We start from the raw sequence: 20,778 nt of genomic DNA, 5'->3' as shown, positions 1-20,778 counted from the left end.
CCGTTGGTATTTAATACTGAAAATACACTGAACAAGCTCAAGCTCAAGCTTAATCTCACTCCATATTTAGTATCTTAATTTTCATATAAATAAAATGAATATTATCGTATATAAAAAATGGCGAATAATTTTATACCATTTTGCGATATTATCTACTTACTGTTACATTTTTGCAATAAACATCACATAAAAAATCGTTTAAAACAACATTGGTGCATATTTATGCATTTCTGACGAAATAAAAAAACCGCTAAATGATCTGTTGAAACGTCAACAATCACTTAACGGCTTTTATTTATTAACAACTAAAATTATAGCGTTAGATCCAATTCATTATGTATTAATACAATACACTGCGAAGCAAATAGCATTTTAGGCCCTAAACTGATTTTTTCTGCGCCTAAACGTTTTAAGCTATTAAAGCTTTTCTTTGGCATTGGCATATGGTCAGTCAATAAAAAACAAGGATTTGAAGCCAATTCTATATCTCGTATAAAGTCGCCTTTTTTATCAAGCATATATAGCTGATAGTCTTCTGCTAGCTCACTCACTAATTTTTCAAAACTAATGGTTCGAACTACAATGCCAGACTCAACATTACGTTGTTGTTCTTTCGCCATGCCTAATGATTTATCTAGAGCATGAGCAATTTTATCAAGCCAAGCTTGCTCATGGAAACCAGATAAGTTAGTAATATCATTAGAACTAAAGCTAATAGTGCGTGAGAAGTCTTGAGTACTTTCGAGTACCAAATGCACCATAATATCTTCGCGATGCGACTGCGCTACAAAAATAGCATTCATCAAAACGTGAGCTAAAATCTCAGTGTGGGCATCTTGTCCAACTGATGCTAATAATAGCTTACTGTCTGTTGGAGCAGAACGGGCTCGTAATACAAAAGCGCGCATAATCAATATCCTAGCAGTTTAAATTTTTCTCATTAATCATCATCTATAGATAATTAACGATAGATTGCTGCTATTATCCTAGGTTTTACAGTCGATGTAACCTTAAATTATAAAATCAGCAAAAGAATACTGATTAGTCGCTATTATTAATAGAGATTAGGAGGATATTATGAAATTAATCATATTCTATGACGGCAGTTGTCCACTCTGTATTAAGGAAATGCGCCAATTACAAAAGCACAATAATCATCAACAACTTTCTTTTGAGGATATTCTTGCCTCTGATTTTAACCAACGTTTCCCTTATATAAGTATTACTGACGCTTCAACAGTATTACATGGGTTATATTTTCCTGAACCGCAACAATCACCACAATTATTGCTTGGGTTGGATGTTACTTACCTAGCTTGGAGATCTATAGGAAAGAAAAAATGGTTAGCAGTACTACGCTGGCCTATCATTCGTTTTTTTGCTGATAAATGCTATTTGTTTTTTGCCCGTAATCGCTACAAAATCTCTTATTTATTGACCAGAAAATCACGCTGTAAAAATTGCAAAATAGATTAGTGTCGCTGGCAACGGCAACGCTCAGAGCAATATTTAACGTCATTCCAACACCGTTGCCATTTTTTCCGCCATGAAAAAGGACGTTTGCACACTATACAAATTTTTTGTGGTAACGCTGATTTCTTCATAAGATTCCACCATATTAATTCTGTCGGCATATAGAGTGAGCAGTTAAACGGCTAGTTCGTATGTCCTTCGCGATTAAGATCCTACCACGCTCACAAAACACTATGATCATCATATTAATTCTCTTGTTAATAACAATAAATAATGAAATATTCCCCTCATCATGAATGGTCACATTTATCTGGTTATCATTATTTATTCATCTGAATAAATAACAAGTAAAAATACTGACTAACCACCATTCTCAATAATTTATTCTTCAGGATGAATATAATGAATATTGTTGATCGCTTTATAAATTACACTCGTATTAATACCACCACTAATCGTGAAAATGGCGCTGCCGGTATTATGCCGTCATCATTAGGGCAAATGGAATTAGCTAAAATATTAACGGCGGAATTAACACAACTTGGCTTACAAGATATTGTCTTACGCGACAGTGCTATTCTTACGGCAACATTGCCTAGTAATAGTAAAAAACAAATTCCTACCGTGGCTTTCTTTGGTCATTTAGACACCAGTGCGGAACAAAGCAATGATACTCATGCCCAGATTATTAATTATACTGGCGGTGATATTATACTTAACCCCGCATTAAATATTGTACTTAAACAAGCTGAATTTCCTGAACTTAGCCAATATCAAAACCAAGATATTATTGTAACGGATGGTACCAGTTTATTAGGTGCAGATGATAAAGCCGCTATTGCAGCCATTATGCACGCCCTAATGGTGCTCATTGCTAATCCTGAGCTCGAACATGGTGATGTTAAAGTTGCATTTGTCCCTGATGAAGAGCAAGGTCTTCGCGGTGCAAAAGCCTTTGACGTTGACACTTTTGGAGCAGATTTTGGTTACACCTTAGATTGTTGTGGTATTGGTGAATTTGTTGATGAAAACTGGAATGCGGGTGATGTTGTCGTCACGTTTACAGGCCAATCTGCTCACCCTATGTCAGCTAAAGGCAAGCTTAAAAACTCATTGCTAATGGCACATAAGTTTATTGCTATGTTGCCTGCTGGTGAAGCCCCTGAATACACTGATGGCCGTGAAGGTTACTATTGGGTCAAAGACATGAGTGGTAGCAGTGCCAAAACGGTATTGAAAATGGATGTTCGAGATTTTACTCAACACGGCTATCAACAACGCATGCAATTTCTAGCCACACTAGCGACTAACTGCCAATCGCTATGGGGAGAACAGGCAGTGTCAATAACTCTTGCTGATCGCTATCAAAATGTGGCGAATAGCTTACAAGGTGATGCCAGTTTTCCGATTGAAATCGCTAAACAAGCTTATGATCGCAATAACATTGTAATGAAAACAACCCCAATGCGCGGTGGTTATGATGGTGCGGTGTTATCTCAAAAAGGCCTACCTTGCCCAAATATTTTTACGGGGGCGCACAACTTCCACTCTATTTATGAGTATTTACCCGTACCTTCATTACAAGCGGCAAGTGATGTAGTCGTTGATGTGATCCGTATTACTGCGGAGCAGTATGGAAGGTAGGATCGAGGGTCTGTCATTCTAACAAATAAACAAATAAAAAACGGGCCAGTTACTGAGTAACTCGCCCGTTATAATTTTTGATGACGCAACGATTAACGTAGGATCATTTGCTCACGCTCAGGACCTACTGATACCATCTTCACTGGCACACCCATTAGTTCTTCAATACGGAGTACATATTGCTGTGCACCTTGTGGTAGTTCGTCAAAATGACGGCAACCAGTGATATCTTCATCCCAACCCATCATTTGCTCATAAACTGCAGTTAATGACGCAGTTTGAGGCCAAATTGGGTTTTCAGTGTGATCGCCATCATAAGCAACACAGATTTTAAGATCTTTCATGCCACTTAGGCAGTCAATCTTCGTTAATGCGATTTCTGTTGCTGCTTGTAATTCAATACCGTTACGTGTTGCAACTGCATCAAAGTAACCCATATCACGTGGACGACCCGTTGTTGCGCCGAATTCTTTAGCATCTTCACGGAATTGGTCTTGATCTTCCATTGCAGTGATCAAAGTACCAGTGCCTACTGAAGAGCTGAATGATTTAGCAACAGCAATAACGCGTTCAGGGTGAAGTGCAGGTAAACCACTACCGATACCAGCATAAGCTGCAGTTACGTTAGATGATGTTGTCCATGGGTATTCACCGTAAACTAAGTCACGACCAGCACCTAACTGTGCTTCAAACAATAATGTTTTGTCTTCTTTTTGCAGCGCTTTTAGTGGCTCCGTAACGTTACAAATGCTGTCACGCCAAGGTTGAGACACTTCAAGTAGCCACTCTGTCATTTCTTCAGCAGTTTGCGTAAATTCCATTGAAGGATATAACGCTTTAAGCTGTGGCAATTTCCAATCCATCATGAATTGAATACGCTCAAGTAATACTTCTGGCTGGTTTAACCAACCAACAAGAATACCCTTCTTCATTACACGGTCGCCATATGCAGGTGCGATACCTTGACGAGTTGAACCGTAAGCACCGTCACCAAGACGTTGTTCTTCTAGGGTATCTTCTAGTGCGTGTAATGGTAAACATAGTGTTGCACGATCAGAGATACAAAGCTTAACTTCAACACCTGATGTTGCTACTTCTTCAATTTCTAGGCTTAATTTCTCTGGGCTGATAACCATACCAGGGCCTAAAACAGCAATACAATCAGGGTTAAATACGCCGCTTGGTAATTGGTGTAGTTTAAAAGTACCAAAATCGTTAACAACAGTATGACCTGCGTTGTTACCACCTTGGAAACGAATACTCGCTGAAGCTTGGTCTGCTAAATAATCAACAATACGACCTTTACCTTCATCACCCCAGTTAGCACCAACAACAACAATAGACGACATAATTTTAACTCCTCAAAAGCAATGACGTTATCCTATGCCCAATAGCCCAATAAAAATAATCAATAATCGTTATTAACTTGATAAGAATCTCTTATAGAGTACATTAGTCGCGGTCTTTATTCAGATGATAATGTTACTAGCCGTAGTAACCTCTCTCCCAACTAAGAAGGTAAAAATGATAGATTTGCATTGGCTTAATACATTCGTTGCACTTTCTAAGCATCAACATTTTGGAAAGACAGCTGCCGCGCTTCATATGACCCAACCTAATGTCAGCCTTCATATAAAACAATTAGAGCAGACTACACGCGTAAAATTAATTGAAAGAAATCCGTTTCGTTTAACACAGGCGGGAGAGAGATTACTAAAAAGTGCTGAAAACACCTTAATGGAACTGCAAATTTGCCAAGCAGATCTAAATGCAATAAACGAACTCAACCAAGGTACGCTTACCATTGCTGCTAGTGATATTATTTCACGCTTATTGCTTATCAGCCCTTTTCAAGCTTTTAAAAAAGAATACCCTGGCATTGATCTTTCTCTTTTTAATACCACTTCGTCCCAAGCAACAGAATTAGTAAAAAGCGCTAAAGCCGATTTAGGGTTTGTTATTGCTCAAAAAGAAAGCCAGCCTTTACACTTTATGGAATTACGCCAAGTTAAATGGTGTGCATTAGGTAATGGCTTAGAACGTTGGCAACGATTATCACTAAATCCTGACGCAATCATTGAACCCCAGCCTCTTGCGGCAGAAGAACCAACCTTAATTTTATTAGGCCATGACACTCGTACTCGCGAATTAATTGATTTAGCATTACCAAGCCTACAACTGGCAAAGTATCATGTGATGGAAGTTGGCAGTGTTGATGCTCAAATTGATTGGGCTGAAGCGGGGTTTGGGGTCGCTATTGTTCCCAGTTTTTCATTGCATTCGAAATTACATCTACAAACGACGATTACACCATTACCACATTTCCCCACCACTAGCCTTGGCTATATAGTGCGTCAAAATCAAGTATTATCGCGTGCTATCAAACAGTTATTACGCTGGGTTGATGATGAAATTCAACGTTCACAATAACGAAAAGTTTACAATAATTCTGCATTTTCTAAAACATAAACAGTAATCGTTAGATAAAAAAATACCCTGATATCTATTTTAAATAAAAAGACTTCAGGGCATTTTCCTAAAAATTAATTGTCATCGTTTTGTTTCAGGGTATAAGCATCAGCTAAATCACCTGTAATACGTTGGCCTTTTTGATCCAGCCGGAAAATACGATGTTCACCTACAAAATACTTCACAGATTTTTTACTAGTGAGATTTAAAGTGATGGTGTCACCACGATCATTCCACTTAAATTTACCTTCATTGACAAATGGTTTTGTTTCTTTGCCTTGATAGGTTTCATTTAAAATAAACGTACCATTTTTATTTAACGTTAAGCTCGTTTCAATACCTGAACAGTCACCACAAGGTTGAATACCTGTATATTCACCCATCCAATCTAATGAATTCTGTGCGTTATGTGACGCAGTATCACTAGCGCCATCTTTTGCTTGATCACAACCTGCAAGTGCAAATACAAACATCGCGGCTACAAAGCATTTTTTTTTCACCATAGACTCCTTATGAAAAAAAGAATAACCGAGCATTAGTTCATAATGCTCGGCTTCTTAACATAAAAATTAATACTATAAATGAATTAATTCGTTAAATCAGTTACTTTTTACTCAGCTGAATCAACAGATTTATTCATCATATCAGTAGCATCACTCACTGCTGCATCTTTAGTATTATCAACAGCTTCTTTCGAAGCATCAATAGCACCAGATGCTTTATTTTCAGCTGTTGTTGTAGAGTCTGATACTGCTAGTTTAGAATCAGTGATTATCGTATCAGAATTATTTACTACACTAGCTTTCATTTCTTTTGCTTTGTTAACTGCATCGTTAACGGTATCTTTTACAGCATCTGCAGAATCATTTACTGCTTTTTTTGTTGAATCAAGCGCTGCATCTGTTGCAGTAACAGCGCTATCTTTTACTTGTACAGCTGTTGCTTTTACTGAAGCCGCAGATTCTTTTGCAGAATCATGGCTTGCTTGATCACAACCAACAAGCACCAAACCCGCAATAGCGATAGCAATAATACTTTTTTTCATATCAACTCCTGTAAAATTCATATTAAAATATAACCCTAACAGTATCTACCATTAGTATGAAAAGCATATCTAGTTAACGTCATGTCAAAGTCAATAATAGGTCATTTTTTTTATTTTGCGGCATTTAATCTGTTTTATTCATAAGAATAAAAGCATGAAAGTGAGAAATTATATTCATATTTATCAATATTAATTATAAGTACTCAAAGCCATGTGAAAAGAACATCCATTAACAATAAAAATCAATGATTTTCGACATTATGCTCTATTTTTTAATTATCATATCTAATTTTAATTCTATCTAAAGCACTTTTGTAAAATTAAAATAATAGTTTCTAATATATACCTAATGAAGACTCGCGTTAAAGCCTACACGAAACAAACTCATAATTGTTATCACCAAATAATATACACGTTCTTTTTACAAATACAACTTGTGCACCGACCGGACAATATAACCCATCACTAATATTAAGATTAACCATACTATTTGTTTGATCACTCATAACCTGTAAATAAAAATTATTCTGCTTATGAAAAAAATCAGTATTTGCGTCAACCACTCTTCCTATTACTGATTCTGTTTTGTACGTTCGTCCTCCAACACTAATTAGTAAAATAGCAAGCAGAAGCAAAGATGCGCTCAACATAAAACTAACTTTTTGTGAAAAACGCATAAAATCCCTATTTAACCGACATATGCTCACAATTTAATTACAAGTATATTACAATGATACATTTGTCATTTACAAGTAAAATTACGGTAATCTAACAATCAAGAAACTTTGGGTGGAAAATGGATAACTGTTCCTTCTGCGGTTAATATGTCAATCATCAATGGTGTACCATGTTGATCGAGGAACAATTCACCAATTGCACTCTGATTAATTAATCTATGGTGGCCTTCAGTATCAGGATCTCGCTTCTCTATCAATAACCGCTTACGTTTAGTGAACCAGTTAAGAGGAGAATGGGGGCTATAAAGGCACCTATCCATCCAATCACAAAAACGGAGTAATCGATTAGGAAATTCATTTTTCAATCCACTACAGGTTATTTGAAAGATCTTAAACTGCCCTTTGAAATTACGTAATGTAATATCGTAAGCAAACGAATAATGCACATCACCCGATAAAATGATAAACGTTGTGGGTGTTTTAGTATGGGTAAAAATACTTAATAACGTATTAGCAGAGCCTGGATGTGCCATCCAATTTTCAGCATCAACCACTAATGGCTGACCGATCAAGGTCATCATCCGTTGTAATGTTTCAATAAATTTAACCCCAAACATCGGCGCGGCAGAAACAATAATCACCGCTGATTCATGTAAGAGTTCTTGTTGAAACTCAATTAATGCCTCCCAGTCCATCAATCCTGAAGGACGATTAGGATGTGATTCAGAGCGCCAGCGTCGTGTACGGGTATCTAACACCACAACTTTAGGCACCGTCGCTATCGTATAGTGCCAATCTTCAAATCGGTAAAAATACTCCGCTAGCGCATCATGAGCCTGCGATGTTGACTGCTCAAAAAATGTTCTAGCCAATGTTAAACACTGAGGGGTGAATTTTTCAGGTGCATTACCCCACCCTTGGCATAACCAATAACTAATCAGAGCATTACCAATAATACGGCGTGAGAATAAATTATCGTAAGCTGCTTTTTCCCAGCGTCGATTAAGCTGAAAATCATCAGTAATATCGTGATCATCAAAGATCATATAAGTAGGAATATGTGCCATTAAACGCCGCACATTTTTTAGGCCCACTACAAAATCATCAATAATAAGCGCTTCATGTTGCCATGTTTGCTGCCATTTAAGTGATACCGCAACCCCCGCATTACAATAGCCATTGCGTGCAAAACGGTCACGATCAACAAACGACCATAATGTCGGTGACCATACCAACAAATACATCGCAAAAAATTCACTGAAGCTCATTAAATGATTTTCACATTCGCGAGAACTAAAAATAGGGGCTGTTGTTGTCGGTAAACAACGTCGCCACCAACTTTCATCATTAATATAATGCGGTAATAATTTATCACGGCCATAAATATTGTGTGGGTGCTGATACAACGCGGTAGTATCTGCAATTGGCGCTTGTTCAAACGTCTCATCAGGTAAGCCTAACAATGCTGTTACCTGTTCAATCGCATCCAATATTGGCCCCGCAACATGATCGGCATAAATTTGATCGCCACTCATCATTAATAAGCTTGGACGTTCGTGCGGAGCTAACGTACTTACTTTATTATCAGCGGCGACTAGACTGTCTTTACTTGGGTAATGAGGGTTGCGGCAAGAGCCATGTAAAACATAGTCAGCTCGCTGCTGAATCATAAAACTCAATCGCGATTCATTACCATATAGTAAATCAGGAACCAAATCCGTTAATACACCTTCTGATGTTGTTACCTGATATTCAAGCGCTGTATCTTGTGGAAAATCACCCTTAAAATGAGCAAGTACAACCCACGCATGCTTACCAATTTGAATTTGATGCGCTAAATCAAATTTCGCCTCATAAAAAGGCTGCTCATCTTTCCCCAGAAAAACACAAAAATCAGCATCTAATTGACGTGTCGTAACCAGCCAGAGGGTTAATTCTTTCGCGGTTACTTTGCGTAAAATTGGTCCCGCTACAATTAATGGTAAAGGCTCTTTTATCACCGTTTTTTTCATGCTTTGTTCTATCATTTACAAATATAAATTCATTAGTTATGTTGCGTGAACATTGTCTTCAATTCTTGATACATCCAACGCAATACGGGACCATTACCTTGATCGCGTCGTTTTACTAACCCCATATCAATCCAAGGCGAGGTTGGAATATTTTCAATCGATAACCTCACTACACCATCTTTAAAGATTGAATAATTAAACACATGATCGGGAACAAATGCCCACCCCATATTCCTCAATACAAACGCTGTAATTGAATAATAACTATCAATATGCCAGTAATTAGCAGAAAGAGCATCAGCATGGTAATAACCCGTTCGGTCACAAATGAGTAACTGGCGATATTGACTAAGTTGTTGCATCGTCGGTGCTGACACTTTGGCTAATGGATGATTTTTAGCCACAATTAATGATGACTTAAACTCACAAATAGGGGTAAACTCTAAACTATTAGGCAGTGTTTTACTAAAAAATAAAATACCCAAATCAGCAGTTAAATCATCAACTTGACTTGCTATATCATCTTTTGAACCACTAATAATCGTCAATTTCAATAATGGGAATTTAGCAGCAACACGCTCAAAAAATTCTTCAAAGACGGTTGTCGGCGTCGCTTCATCCATTGCAATAGTGAGTGATACTTCCTCACCTTTGGTTAGTGTTAATGCCCGAGATTGCAACCGATCACATTGAGCTAACACTACTTTAGCTTCTTCATACATCTGCTCCCCTGCAAGCGTTAATACAGGTAAGCGCGCACTTCGATCAAATAAATCAAACCCTAAATCTGCCTCGAGATTACTGATCGCCGTACTTATGCGTGATTGCGCTTTGCCTATTCGCCGAGCAGCACCTGAAAACGACCCCTGCTCTACTGATATAACAAACGCATTGAGCTGATCTAATGTCCAATCCATAACCGTTTAAACCATCCGAAAATAAGATAGATATTATCTTTGAACAATCTAAGAAACAAGGATAATACCGCTACCAATATAATGAGATATCTTATGCAATTAGCTCAGTCTCCACCGCCATCCCTTACTATCAGCCAAAATTTTTGGCGTTATGCGATTCCATCAATTGCAGCAATGCTCGTTACGGGCCTATATCAAATAATTGATGGTATTTTTGTTGGTCACTATGTCGGTTATCAAGGCTTAGCGGCGATTAATATGGCATGGCCCATCACCTATCTGTTATCAGGCTTAGGGCTAATGATTGGTATCGGCAGTGGTACACTGATCTCAATTGCACGAGGAGAACAAAACCCCAAACATGCACAACGCGCACTGGATCATGCCGTCTTTTTGATTACTATCGTCAGTGTTATTGCATTGGGATTATTTGTTCATTTTGGTGAATCATTATTAGCCATTCAAGGTGCAAATCACAATATCAAAGCATTAGCCTTACAATATGTGCAAAGCTTTGGATGGGCAGCATTTATTACTATTTTTGCAGGCGCTATGCCAATGTTAATACGTAATGATGACAGTCCAAAAATAGCCACCAGTTTATTAATTGCGGGCGCATTAACAAATATAGGCTTAGATTACCTTTTTATTGGTGTATTCAACTGGCAATTAAAAGGGGCAGCAATCGCAACTATCATTGCACAAAGTATTACGGTTATTGGCGGCATTGTGTATTTCTGTTCGGCATCTTCCCCCCTTCGTATCCGTTTCACTATGATCAATATTCACTTAAATCATTGCTGGAAAATAATCAGTCTTGGCTCATCTGTGTTAATTATGTACCTTTATGCTAGCTTTGTTGTTGCATTACATAATTATCAGTTTATGCAATATGGTACAGAACTGACCGTTGGTGCATTTGCTATTGTTGGCTATATGATGACTTTATATTATTTAGTCTCTGAAGGTATTGCCGAGGGTATGCAGCCACCAGTGAGCTATTATTATGGTGCAAAACAACCGATAAATATCAAGAAAACGGCTAACTTAGCGATTAAAGTTACCATTATTGCTGGTATTACATGGTTCGCATTATTATATAGTTTCCCACACACATTAATTGGATTATTCAATCGTGGTAATGCAACCCTCACAGGTGAAGCGGTAGCGGGTATTCAATTACACCTATTTGCTATGTTCTTAGATGGCTTAATTGTATTAGCAACCGTGTACTTTATGTCTGTCGACAAAGCGGGAAAAGCGTTAGCTATTTCGGTCAGTAATATGCTAGTACAACTTCCTTTTTTATACTTTTTACCACAATGGCTTGGTGTAAAAGGCGTTTGGTTATCGATGCCATTATCAACGATTCTACTCAGCTTTATCGTTATTCCTATGCTATGGTTAGATATTCGCCAGCGATGCAGAAAAAATATAACGGATATTGAACCACTAACACTTCATCCTTAATTTTTAATACCACGTCAATATCTGTCATTGAATTATTACCATTATAATTTTTTGGCAGACATTGCCTTTATTACTGCAATTTAAATCTATAAATAACATATATTATCAGTATGATAATTATCTATTTTATCGTTTTCAAAAAGCAAAGCAAAATAAACATTTAAAATAAAAGATAAAATAAAACCTCTTATTTCTAGGGAAATGTTCTCTTAATGAGACAATATATCAGTAATTGATAATCAACATCTCAAATAAGACACTATGCTATTGGCTTAATATTTGCTTATTTTTAAGAATAATAATCAAATTTGGGGCAAAACATAGTATGCATTCACTTATCTCTGATTCAATATCGTTACAAATTGGTGCACTTCAAAATATGCAGCGCCAATTAACGCCTACTCAATCTGAAGTCCTGACGACACTAATTCAGCATCAGACAGGTCAAATAATCTTTGCCGGGATAGGTAAATCAGGCCATATTGCAAAAAAAATCGCCAGTTCGATCAAAAGCCTAGGCATCAATGCTACGTATCTTCATGCAAGTGAGGCCATGCATGGTGATATAGGACCATTAAACCATCATGATCTGGCTTTTTTAATCTCTAACTCTGGCGAAACAGCGGAAATACTCGCCTTACAATCGCAGCTAAAACATCGCCATATTCCTATCGTTACGTTAACGCGAAATCACTCCAACAGTGTCGCTATGCAGGCAGATCTGAATCTTATTGCGGGATCATCAATAGAGGCCGATCCACACAATATATTACCGACATCATCAACAACTTGTGCCTTAGTGATGGGAGATGCTATCACCATAGCAATCGCTAACTATCATGCCTTTTCTAAAAATATTTTTGCTCATAATCACCCACATGGCAATCTTGGTTTGCATGCCTTAAAGCCAATTAAAACTCAATTAAAATCAGTACCTATTATTGATATAGCAACTCCACTACAGCAAGTGCTATCACAATTATTATGCGGCCATCAAGGGTGTATCCTCGTCGGTAGCCAGCAACAACTCCAAGGTCTGATTACTGAAGGGGATTTAAATCGTGCTATCTCTCATAACCCTGAGCACTGGCAACATATTCCAGCAAAAGAAATTATGTCAGCTAATCCGGTGACTTTAGATGATAGTCATACGGTACATGATGCAGAACAACTAATGCAACAACACAATATTAATACTATTGTTATAGTATATCATAACAACACTCAGCATATATCAGGTGTTTACACTCGTATTTACAGGAAGAAAATATGAAAATAGTCGCCGTTGTTCCAGCAAAAGGTAACAGTGATCGTATACCATCAAAAAACAGCCAATTGCTTGATGGTAAACCTCTTTTTATCAATATGTTAGAGAAGCTAATAAAGTGCCCATCTATTGATGAGGTATGGCTGGATACTGATAGCGATGAGTTTATAGAAATAGCTAACGAGCTCCCTATCCACATCATGAAACGAGAGCGCCAGTTAGCCAGTAACACAACTGATGGTAATGCATTATTTTTAAATGAAGTTTCACATATTGATGCTGATATTTATTTACAAATTTTATGCACCAGCCCATTTATTGAAATTCAAACGATTGAAGATACCTTAGAAACACTAATAAATAATCCTGACTATGACAGTGCTGTAATGGTAAAAAAAGAAAAACAATATTTATGGCATAATAATCGTCCAGCTTATGATATTGAGCATATACCCAATAGTGTCGACCTTACAGATACGATCATAGAAACTATGGGGATGTATATTATGTATCGTGACAATGCGCTTACATTAAAAAGACGCGTCGGAGATAACCCCTATCTTGTATACGCAACACCGATAGAAGCGATTGATGTCAATTGGGCTGAAGATTTTCAACTAGCCAACCTCATCGCAGCAGGAATACGAGAAAAAGAAAATCACTTACTACAAAATATTTCAGCATCCATATCAAGCGCAATATTATCTGACATATTAGATGAATTGGGTTATCCAAACCAAATAATTACAACTCTTAAACCCTATACCCCCACTAAAATCTTTGGTCGTGCGAAAACATTAAAGCTTCGCAAAAAAAAGCAAGATGAATCTCCATCAGGAATCTACAACGCGTTAAATACCTATAAATATATTGTTCCTAATGACATTATTGTGGTTGAAAATGAAATTTCTAATTATGCCTACTTTGGTGAGTTGAATGCTAATCTCGCTATTCGTTCTGGTGCTATCGGCACGATTGTTGGTGGCGTAACTCGTGATAGCCAAAATGTTGCAAACCTCAATTATCCTGTTTTTTCTACAGGCTATAACTGCCAAGATGTTAAAAATAGAGCCGTTGTTGAACATTTCAATAAAACAATTACGCTTGATAATGTAACTGTTGAACCTAACTGTTTAATTTATGCTGATAATGAAGGTATTGTTGTTGTACCCCGACACGTTGAGAGGAAAGTAATTGAACAGGCTCTTACGCTTACCCGTAATGAGCGACATATTTTAAATGATATATCCAATGATATTCATGTTGATGAATTGGTGGCAAAATATGGTTTCTTTTAATCCCCCTTTTTTTTCGATTGTAATACCGATCTACAACGTAGAAGAATATCTATATGACAGCCTAAAATCGGTATTGGTGCAAAGCTTCTCAAATTTTGAGGTGCTGATAATTAACGATGGCAGTAAAGATAACTCCGTTAATATATGTAAACAATTTGCAGAAAAAGATGCGCGGTTTCAACTTATCGAGCAAGAAAACCGAGGCTTAAGTGGTGCAAGAAATACGGGTATTCGTCACGCTAAAGGTCAATTTATCGCTTTTCTAGATGGCGATGATTTATGGCATAAAGATAAGTTAAAGGCCCATTATTATTTACACCAACTGAACCCAACTATTTCTATGAGCTATAGCCAATCAAAGCTTATTAACATGGATAATAAATCCATTAACCTACAGCAGACGCCAAAAATAAATAACATCACAATTAGTGATCTTTATTGCCGAAATCCTATAGGTAATGGATCATCTGCCGTGATTAAAACAGTTGTCTTAAAAAAAATTGGCTTTTATTGTCAAAATCACCATGCTGACATGCAATTTTTTGATGAATCATTAACCCAATCTGAAGATGTTGAATGTTGGATGCGATTATCGACTATTACAAATCTAAAAATGAAAGGGTTAGCTTTTCCACTAACAATTTATAGAATAAATGTTCAGGGCTTGTCTTCAGATTATAAAAAACAGCTCTTGAATTGGTTAAAAATGAATACTAAAGTGCGGAATTATAATCCTAATCTAATTAAACAATATAGACATAAAGCACTCGCTTATCAATTACGATACATATCACGCTGGGCTATAATAAAAAACAACAAGAAAGAATCTATCTGCTACATATTTAAAGCTATACGAATTTATCCTAAAATAGTAATTGAAGAGCCGACTAGAACTATAGTGACACTAGGTTCAAGTATATTATTGGTTATATTACCAAAAATAATATTTTCTCGAATATTTACTTTGGCACAACAAACACTTGGCCGTTATCTTCAAAGTCAATCTCATTAAAATGACAATCATAAAAACATGCTCGTAAAGTCATTCCAATAAATAGCCATCCCGACCACATCAAATAAGATAAAATCTCAATATTCTCAGTAAATGAATACATAAAAAAAATCAGAATAACAAAAAATCCTGACAAATAATCACGCCGTATAAAGCTCTTAATAAATAAATATAAAGTAGTTACGACTAAAGGAATAACATAGAGTAACAAACCTATTATTCCCTTTATGAATAATAACCCAATAAATGTATGATGACTTCCTATTGGCATAAATTGTACAATATGAGGGCCTCGTTCAACATTCCCATGCCCGAACCAAAAAGATTCGCTATACCATCGATACAAACCAATATCATTTAATGTTTGCCTTATCATACTAGATTTTGATCGCATACTATTAATATAATTCACTAAACCAGAAACACCTTCAACTATTTCGTTAAGAAAAACACCAAACAACAAACAACAAATAAGCATCATAAATAGAATAAATATCACATCAAAAAAATAGCTAATTGCATATATATATATCAACATCAGTAATATGACAATTCCAGCTCTCGATTCAGATAAGAGGACTAAAACAATCGCAGAAAATAATGCAACATATTTTGTTTTATCTGATGGTCGAGGTAAAATAATGGACAATGCTAATAACGCATAAAATGCTAATGCAGGAGACCAAGGTGCAAATAATTGCCACCTAGGTAACCCTGTATTTGAATCATTCCAATATAACCACACTTTAAAAAACTGTTCACCTCCACCACCAAAAAATTTCAATGGTGATATATAGAGTAAAGTTGGGAAATTAAGAAAAGCGACAACAATAAGGAAAGGTGATATTAATAAACTTTGCCACAATATATTTATTATAGCTCTTTGAAATATATAATATCTAATAGGTAAAATCGACCCTATAAATATAAATATCCCGATTAATGCCCACCCTTTAGCCCAACCAATTGTTGACTTTATTGTCATTAATATACTATGACCAGTATTCAATGAACCAATAACAACAACAACTTCAATTAATAAGATAGAAACAATCCAAGCAATTGATAAATGATGTATTTTTATTTTAACATTAAAAATAATAACTAAAGAACGATACAGCAAAATCCAAGCTAAAATCGGGCCGACTAAGTATAAACCACCTATTAAATATAATGGATAAGTGAGGATTATCGTAAAGTATATTATTCTTTCATCTAGATTTTTAAATGTTGTTTCTTGTAAAATAGACATAAAATAACAACCCAAATAATAGAAGTAATAATACCAATAACAATTATAATAATATGCGTATATTTACCTTTTTCACTTACTATTTTTGCAACTTCCCATAATTGAATATCAGGATAAATATATTCTGCGTCATCAATATAGGCCTGTTCATTACTTAATTTTGAAAAATATATAGCCTCATGAAGTTCTAATTTTTTTGTTAGCATTTCTAATTGATTTTGTTTATCTAACATTTCTATTAATGTATTTTTTAATGTTTTTATCTCAATATCTATTTGATTAAATTCATTCACTACTGTTTGATATTCTATTTTGTTTAGCACATAAACTTTAAATATTTCAGAACGCTCATCAATATCTATATTAAGAATTAATCTTTTTGTATTATTATCATTTAGGCCTTTATTTAAAAAAGACAGTCTATTATTTATATAATTTGTTAACTGGCGGTATTCTTCTTTTATATTTTTCAAGTCAGGATTATTCGCACCACTAACGGCAGCTAATAGTGATCGTTTTGATGATACTTCAGCCCTTTCTTGATATAGCTGTTTCAAAATATAATCTGAGTTAATATATAATGCTAAAGAAGCTTCTTCTGCTGATAATTTCAATATTTTATCAAATTGCTCTAATTTCGTCCTCAATGATATTAATTCTATTTTTTTATTACGTAAAACATCATCAAGCTTAAATAATTTTTCAGAATAATAATCATTAGAATTATCATGTAAAATATTATACTCAACTCTAATGTTTTTTATTTTCTCTGTTAACAAATCTATTTTAAATTTAGAATTATCAATTTTTATTTGATTAGATATGTTTCTAAACTCAATATACTTATTCCGTTTTTTTTCTATTTTATTATTTAAATTATAAAGTAAAGAATTTAGCATAGACACCAAATTTTTCTTATGATCACTAACCATAGAAATTTTTATTAATGGTGTTTGAGGAACATTAGTAATTTTCGGTGCCGGTATGTTAAAAAATGTCAAGTCAAGATCATCTGCAATATTAACTCTCATCTCATTACTCATAATAATTTCTTTATATGTCTCTTTCGGATCTATTTTCATATTAGAAAAAATAGATTTATTATTCGTTGTCATCTCACCAATACTTAATAACTTTAACCGTGTATCTGATTGAGAAGATGGGAAAATAATCGTTAATCGACCTTCATATTTATTCTTTAGCATCAAAGCGCCTACTAATACTCCCCATATAAAAATCAATCCAACAAGGAAAAAAAGAAGGTTATATTTCAATGCTTTAATTACCATCCTATTAATCCATGTAGAAGAGTGATTGGTAATAATGTTTCAGTTAATGACTTAACAATCGCCAAGTAATTCGTCATTCCTGAATCATAACAAGCTATTTTGTCGCCATTCATTAAATAAGGATTATAATGGGGATTATTCCTATGCTTAACTAAATCATATGTCCCAATTTTTAATGCCACTAGATTATCGTCATTATTTAAGGATGTTATTAATAAAACCCCTCGACCACTATTTGTTGATTCCGTTCCGCCCATACAATTGGCATTAAAGACTGCATCCATAAGCCGAGATCCATAAGGCATCTCTCTCGTATCACGATTAATATTACTTAAATTATTATTTTCTGCAGGAATTGTTGTATTAGATAAGAATAGCTTAATACCAATTGGGGTTATCTTTGAAACTCGAATTAAATCAGCATCAACACATAATGAAGATCCAATATAAATTTCATCACCATTTGCCAATGGAATATCTTTAAAACCACCATCACTTAAAACACCATTAAGATCAATTATATAACTTACCCCACCACGAACTAATCTAACATTTGTTATATCCGCCGTCGGTTTTATTCCTCCTGCTAGTTTAATCGCTAAAGTAAGCATCTTATCCTCTGTATGAGAAATACCTAAATCCTTATAATGATTAAGTATAGGATCATTTTTATTAATAATGATAAATCCTGGTTTAAACACCTCGCCATTAACTTTTATTGAAATAGGAGCATATTTTATAACAGTGATAATAGGATAAAAACTGTCCTTTTTAAAAATATCATTAGCAATATAAGAAGTTAGTATTTTTTCATTTAGTTCATCAATAGACAGTCCTTCAGCCTGTATCGGAGCAATCCAAGGTAGATATATATTGCCATTTGATTTAATTATATAATCTTTAGATAATGTAACATTATTCAAAATGTTAACATTTAACACATCACCAGCTGATAATATTTCATTTTTATTTAAAATTCTGTCTACATTGTTATTAATATTTCCAGTGATATTACTATTTGTATATTTTTGGTCTGTATGATAATTGCAATTTTCATTACAATAATTTAAACATTTAGTAGAACTATAACTATTAATTGTGCGCTCATTTGCACAACCTAATAACATTCCAATAATTAACAAAATAGTAAGAGCATGCATTACATTGCTCCTTTCGCACTAAAAACAGCAGGAATAGTTTTAATTAAAATAATAAGATCTAATACTATTGATCTCGTCACAACATAATTTAAGTCTAACTCAAATTGCTTTTTACATGATAAATCAGAACGACCTGAAACTTGCCATAACCCAGTCATTCCTGGTTTAATAAGTAAGCGTAATTTATGCACTTGAGTATATTTATCAACTTCATCTTCTAAAGCTGGTCGTGGACCAACCAACTTCATATCACCTTTTAATACATTAAGAAATTGAGGAACCTCATCAACAGAAAACTTTCTTAACCAAAATCCAAATCTTGTTATTCTTGGGTCTGATTTGTTTTTATATCTAATTCCATCACTCACATATTGTTTAAATTCCTCTTCTTCTAAAATAATATCACTGTCCATTGTTGTATATTTATACATAATAAACCGTTGACCATTTTTCCCAACTCTTACTTGTTTAAATATTGGGTTTTTTCGTTCTGTAATAAATAACAAACCACATAAAATAATATGAAATGGCGCCCACATTATTAGTGCAATAGAAGAAATAATTATATCAAGAGTTCGCGAAAAGAAATTCAAAAAAAACATTCTAATATCTAATGCATGTGAAATATTCCAAAATATAAAATTTGCATTGCCAACGATATAGCGATTCCATAACCGCTTAGGCTCTTGATATAATCGGTATAGCCATTCACACCCAATCTGTCTTACCAGTAAAGGTGCTCTTTGTACTTTTCCCGCATAAAAATCAAACATCCCCCCCACACAAATAACGAGATTAACTGATAAATGTTTATAATTATCAATAGCCCATTGTTCTTGTATGGGTGAACCAAACCCAATAAATAATATCTGAGCTTTTGCTTTATTTATATAATCAATAACTAATTTATCATCACTAAAAAAACCATGATGACTGCCCGCAACATTTAAATTAGGATACATAGTCTTAAATTTAGCGAGCGCATTTTTTGAAATATCTTCCTCGCCGCCAAGGAAAAATACAGACCAATTTTCTTGTGCTGCTAACTCTAAAATTTTAGGGCTAAAATCGGTGCCATTAATATTATCACCCGGCAATATACCTTTCAGTTTTAACGCCCATTTAAGTCCAACGCCATCGGGCAGTACTAAATTAAATTTAGCTAAGTTTTTACGGTACCGACGGCTATCCTTTAACTTATTTAAACAATCAGCATTAACATAACCAATTAGGCTTGGTGTTTTTTTAGGTATTGCGATAATCAATTGTTTAATGATGTTTAATGCTATACTTTGTTGGCCATTAAAGACCTCAATACCAAACCATTTTATTCGCTGATTAATGGGTTTGTGTGTCACTTTAAATAATAAAGAATAAGCATATAGCAGCGGATATATCATCTTTTTCCACCAATACATATTCAATTCCATATCATCACTTAAATGATGATATTCTGGTGGCGTAATGCCTAAATTTTCATGAATATCTCGCGCAGAAAAAGCACCAACATACTGGTTATCACTGCTATAAGCAATTTTCGGTGAAAAGCCAATGAGATGTAATTCTCCCTTTACAACAGCCAATAATCTCGCTAATCGGCTAGTTTGATAAAAACGATAATCAAAACCGCAACAATACTCATACCGACTCACTACTCGTCCACATAAGCTATAGTTTTGAACGGCATAACAAACCCATACTGGAAAACTTACTACACTGTATAACAATGCAATTAAACGATCGAGTAAGGATACATCTACAATCATTACTTTACTCATCACTCTATTCATAAT

19 protein-coding genes are annotated in these 20,778 nt (G+C 35.0%); 7 read left to right on the top strand and 12 right to left on the bottom strand.

All coding sequences use genetic code 11. The features are described from left to right. Positions 1 to 311 precede the first annotated feature (311 nt). Positions 312 to 908 carry a tRNA (pseudouridine(54)-N(1))-methyltransferase TrmY gene (gene trmY, locus Q0V26_RS13045; RefSeq protein ID WP_297482172.1) on the bottom strand — a complete coding sequence of 199 codons (597 nt, stop codon included), beginning with the start codon at positions 906 to 908 and terminating at the stop codon, positions 312 to 314. Positions 909 to 1,077: 169 nt separating this feature from the next. On the opposite strand from trmY, the gene Q0V26_RS13040 reads away from it, so the two are divergent. Further along, positions 1,078 to 1,476 carry a DUF393 domain-containing protein gene (locus Q0V26_RS13040; RefSeq protein ID WP_297482169.1) on the top strand — a complete coding sequence of 133 codons (399 nt, stop codon included), beginning with the start codon at positions 1,078 to 1,080 and terminating at the stop codon, positions 1,474 to 1,476. On the opposite strand, the gene Q0V26_RS13035 is transcribed toward Q0V26_RS13040, so the two are convergent. Continuing rightward, complete coding sequence (locus tag Q0V26_RS13035; protein WP_297482166.1) at positions 1,473 to 1,604, bottom strand: DUF2256 domain-containing protein; 132 nt, start codon at positions 1,602 to 1,604, stop codon at positions 1,473 to 1,475. The two genes, Q0V26_RS13040 and Q0V26_RS13035, sit on opposite strands and share 4 nt — an antisense overlap. Positions 1,605 to 1,875: 271 nt before the next feature. Here Q0V26_RS13035 and pepT point away from each other — a divergent pair, with 271 nt between their 5' ends. After that, entirely contained in the window at positions 1,876 to 3,117 is a 1,242-nt protein-coding gene (gene pepT / locus Q0V26_RS13030) for a peptidase T (protein WP_297482163.1), read from the top strand. A gap of 92 nt (positions 3,118 to 3,209) precedes the next feature. Here the strand turns inward: pepT and Q0V26_RS13025 are convergent, their stop codons facing one another. Further along, positions 3,210 to 4,466: an adenylosuccinate synthase gene (locus Q0V26_RS13025; protein WP_297482160.1), complete on the bottom strand. Its 1,257-nt coding sequence runs from the start codon at positions 4,464 to 4,466 to the stop codon at positions 3,210 to 3,212. 175 nt (positions 4,467 to 4,641) lie between these two features. On the opposite strand from Q0V26_RS13025, the gene Q0V26_RS13020 reads away from it, so the two are divergent. Continuing rightward, positions 4,642 to 5,547 (top strand): LysR family transcriptional regulator, encoded by a 906-nt coding sequence (locus tag Q0V26_RS13020; RefSeq protein WP_297482157.1) that lies wholly within the window; start codon positions 4,642 to 4,644, stop codon positions 5,545 to 5,547. Positions 5,548 to 5,660: 113 nt separating this feature from the next. Here the strand turns inward: Q0V26_RS13020 and Q0V26_RS13015 are convergent, their stop codons facing one another. From Q0V26_RS13015 to Q0V26_RS12995, 5 genes are all read right to left on the bottom strand, one after another. Then, positions 5,661 to 6,089, bottom strand: a complete 429-nt coding sequence (locus Q0V26_RS13015) for a copper resistance protein NlpE (RefSeq protein WP_297482155.1) — start codon at positions 6,087 to 6,089, stop codon at positions 5,661 to 5,663. A gap of 107 nt (positions 6,090 to 6,196) precedes the next feature. Beyond that, positions 6,197 to 6,631 carry a hypothetical protein gene (locus Q0V26_RS13010; RefSeq protein WP_297482151.1) on the bottom strand — a complete coding sequence of 145 codons (435 nt, stop codon included), beginning with the start codon at positions 6,629 to 6,631 and terminating at the stop codon, positions 6,197 to 6,199. Positions 6,632 to 6,993: 362 nt separating this feature from the next. Continuing rightward, the gene (locus Q0V26_RS13005) at positions 6,994 to 7,308 is read right to left on the bottom strand and encodes a hypothetical protein (RefSeq protein ID WP_297482148.1); all 315 of its coding nucleotides are present in this window, start codon (positions 7,306 to 7,308) and stop codon (positions 6,994 to 6,996) included. 98 nt (positions 7,309 to 7,406) lie between these two features. Continuing rightward, a complete protein-coding gene (locus Q0V26_RS13000) occupies positions 7,407 to 9,320 on the bottom strand; it encodes an alkaline phosphatase family protein (RefSeq protein WP_297482146.1) in 1,914 nt (637 codons plus the stop codon). Between the two features lie 32 nt (positions 9,321 to 9,352). Next, the gene (locus Q0V26_RS12995; protein ID WP_297482143.1) at positions 9,353 to 10,237 is read right to left on the bottom strand and encodes a LysR family transcriptional regulator; all 885 of its coding nucleotides are present in this window, start codon (positions 10,235 to 10,237) and stop codon (positions 9,353 to 9,355) included. A 93-nt stretch (positions 10,238 to 10,330) separates the two neighbouring features. Between Q0V26_RS12995 and Q0V26_RS12990 the strand changes: the two genes are divergently transcribed. The 4 genes from Q0V26_RS12990 (at position 10,331) to Q0V26_RS12975 (ending at position 15,284) form a co-directional block, all read left to right on the top strand. Continuing rightward, complete coding sequence (locus Q0V26_RS12990) at positions 10,331 to 11,707, top strand: MATE family efflux transporter (RefSeq protein ID WP_297482141.1); 1,377 nt, start codon at positions 10,331 to 10,333, stop codon at positions 11,705 to 11,707. Between the two features lie 325 nt (positions 11,708 to 12,032). Next, positions 12,033 to 12,980, top strand: coding sequence for a KpsF/GutQ family sugar-phosphate isomerase (locus Q0V26_RS12985; RefSeq protein ID WP_297482138.1), 948 nt, complete (start codon positions 12,033 to 12,035; stop codon positions 12,978 to 12,980). Then, positions 12,977 to 14,272 carry a cytidyltransferase gene (locus Q0V26_RS12980; protein WP_297482135.1) on the top strand — a complete coding sequence of 432 codons (1,296 nt, stop codon included), beginning with the start codon at positions 12,977 to 12,979 and terminating at the stop codon, positions 14,270 to 14,272. The genes Q0V26_RS12985 and Q0V26_RS12980 overlap by 4 nt, the downstream gene beginning before the upstream one ends. After that, positions 14,241 to 15,284, top strand: a complete 1,044-nt coding sequence (locus Q0V26_RS12975; protein ID WP_297482132.1) for a glycosyltransferase family 2 protein — start codon at positions 14,241 to 14,243, stop codon at positions 15,282 to 15,284. Before Q0V26_RS12980 ends, Q0V26_RS12975 begins: the two co-directional genes overlap by 32 nt. Here Q0V26_RS12975 and Q0V26_RS12970 read toward each other — a convergent pair. The 4 genes from Q0V26_RS12970 to Q0V26_RS12955 are packed head-to-tail and all read right to left on the bottom strand — an operon-like array spanning position 15,232 to position 20,775. After that, positions 15,232 to 16,536: an O-antigen ligase family protein gene (locus Q0V26_RS12970; protein WP_297482128.1), complete on the bottom strand. Its 1,305-nt coding sequence runs from the start codon at positions 16,534 to 16,536 to the stop codon at positions 15,232 to 15,234. The genes Q0V26_RS12975 and Q0V26_RS12970 overlap by 53 nt on opposite strands. After that, the gene (locus Q0V26_RS12965; RefSeq protein ID WP_297482125.1) at positions 16,500 to 17,825 is read right to left on the bottom strand and encodes a hypothetical protein; all 1,326 of its coding nucleotides are present in this window, start codon (positions 17,823 to 17,825) and stop codon (positions 16,500 to 16,502) included. Before Q0V26_RS12965 ends, Q0V26_RS12970 begins: the two co-directional genes overlap by 37 nt. Beyond that, entirely contained in the window at positions 17,819 to 18,985 is a 1,167-nt protein-coding gene (locus Q0V26_RS12960) for a polysaccharide biosynthesis/export family protein (protein WP_297482122.1), read from the bottom strand. Before Q0V26_RS12960 ends, Q0V26_RS12965 begins: the two co-directional genes overlap by 7 nt. Next, positions 18,985 to 20,775, bottom strand: coding sequence for a WecB/TagA/CpsF family glycosyltransferase (locus Q0V26_RS12955; protein WP_297482120.1), 1,791 nt, complete (start codon positions 20,773 to 20,775; stop codon positions 18,985 to 18,987). The genes Q0V26_RS12960 and Q0V26_RS12955 overlap by 1 nt, the downstream gene beginning before the upstream one ends. Positions 20,776 to 20,778: the final 3 nt, after the last annotated feature.

It is taken from the genome of uncultured Photobacterium sp., from assembly GCF_947039875.1.
Taxonomy (GTDB): Bacteria; Pseudomonadota; Gammaproteobacteria; order Enterobacterales; family Vibrionaceae; genus Photobacterium.
This window is presented reverse-complemented; position numbering and strand designations above follow the sequence as displayed.